At 62.6% G+C, this 1,268-nt stretch carries 2 protein-coding genes and 1 pseudogene; all 3 read right to left on the bottom strand.

The window, feature by feature from the left end; genetic code table 11:
- Positions 1 to 169: 169 nt before the first annotated feature.
- Entirely contained in the window at positions 170 to 250 is an 81-nt protein-coding gene (pqqA, locus tag JCM25146_RS21810) for a pyrroloquinoline quinone precursor peptide PqqA (RefSeq protein WP_035370857.1), read from the bottom strand.
- A gap of 197 nt (positions 251 to 447) precedes the next feature.
- Positions 448 to 1,047: a GNAT family N-acetyltransferase gene (locus tag JCM25146_RS20315; RefSeq protein WP_242401203.1), complete on the bottom strand. Its 600-nt coding sequence runs from the start codon at positions 1,045 to 1,047 to the stop codon at positions 448 to 450.
- Positions 1,024 to 1,268, bottom strand: a pseudogene (locus JCM25146_RS21805) (endonuclease/exonuclease/phosphatase family protein); the annotation flags it as partial. The pseudogene JCM25146_RS21805 and the gene JCM25146_RS20315, both read right to left, overlap by 24 nt.

The following is a 1,268-nucleotide window of genomic DNA, read 5'->3' as shown; positions in this document are numbered from 1 at the left end:
GGCGCGGCGGCAGGCGGGGGCGTTGGAGTTCCATTGCGGAAAACCGCCACCGGCGGCAGCGCCAAGGACAACAATATCAAGCATAAGAGGCTTTCTGAACAAAAAAGCCGTCAGGGGGCAGGCCGGTTAGGCACAACCCACCTGACGGCTGAGGAGGGAGACCCCTCCCTTATTTTTTTTGACCGCAGACATAGCTGTTGATTTCTGCGCCCAACGGGATTTCCGTCACTTTTGGTGCGTTCCAGGCCATGATGTGCCTCCTTGGCATTGGGTGTGGTGTGCACAAAACGCAGCCACACATCGCAAGAACGTGCGGTGCGTCAGAGCGGGGGTCAGTGTGATGAAAAATAACAAACGTGCAAGGGTTTGCGCCTGCATAAGGGGGTTGTGCCCCCCGTTCTCACGGGAGTGTGATTAAGCGGTGCCGTTCGGGCGGGTGCAGGTGTTTCATTCTGGAACACATTGAACGGTAGGTTGCAGGTCCAGCCGCATGGCGCAGCGGGCAGTGGCGTCAAAGCCGTGGGCCACCTCCTGCTCCAGTATATGGCCCAGCCGTGCATCCAGCGCATTGGGTGGCACAACACAAAACCCGACCGAGGCATAAAACGGAGCGTTCCACGGCACGGCCCGAAAGGTTGTCAGCGTGACGTGGCGCATGCCCCGTTCCTGTGCCGCTTGGCACGCGTTGTGCAGCAGGCGACGGCCCAGTCCGTGGCCCTGTGCGGCCTGCGCAACCGACATTTCCTCTATATGCAGCGTATGCCCGTAAGGAGTGGCGCTTAAAAAGCCCCGCACTTGCCCTGTCGTTTCCACCTCGACCCAGCAGGTCTGTGTTGCAACGCACCGCTGGTGTGCCGCAGGGGATGTTACTGGCCCACCAGCTAGCCATGCCAGCTCCGGGATGCTGGCAAAGGCCCGTGCCGCGTCCTGCTCCAGTGCGGGCAGGTGGGCACATTCTGCCAGAGTGGCAAGGCGGATTATGCAGGCTTCCGCTGCTCGGGGGGGATGCTCAGGCAGGGAGGGTGCGCCATCGGCAAGGGTGACAATGAGCGGCACATGGTCGGACGGGCGCTCCTTGGCGCGTTCGTCCCTGTCTGGTTGTGCTGTTTGCAGGCGTTCGGCCACGCGGGGGAGAGGAGCATGTGGTCGATCCGCAATCCGCTGTCACGCGGCCATGCTCCGGCCTGATAATCCCAGAACGTGTAGGCCGCCCCGCTGGGGTGGAGGGCGCGCAGCGCGTCGGTCAGGCCCAGCCAGCGCAGACGCCG

This window comes from Acetobacter okinawensis JCM 25146, from assembly GCF_000613865.1.
In the GTDB taxonomy this organism is placed as follows: Bacteria; Pseudomonadota; Alphaproteobacteria; order Acetobacterales; family Acetobacteraceae; genus Acetobacter; species Acetobacter okinawensis.
Note: the sequence above shows the minus strand (reverse complement) of the source record. Positions and strands in the feature narration are given on the sequence as shown.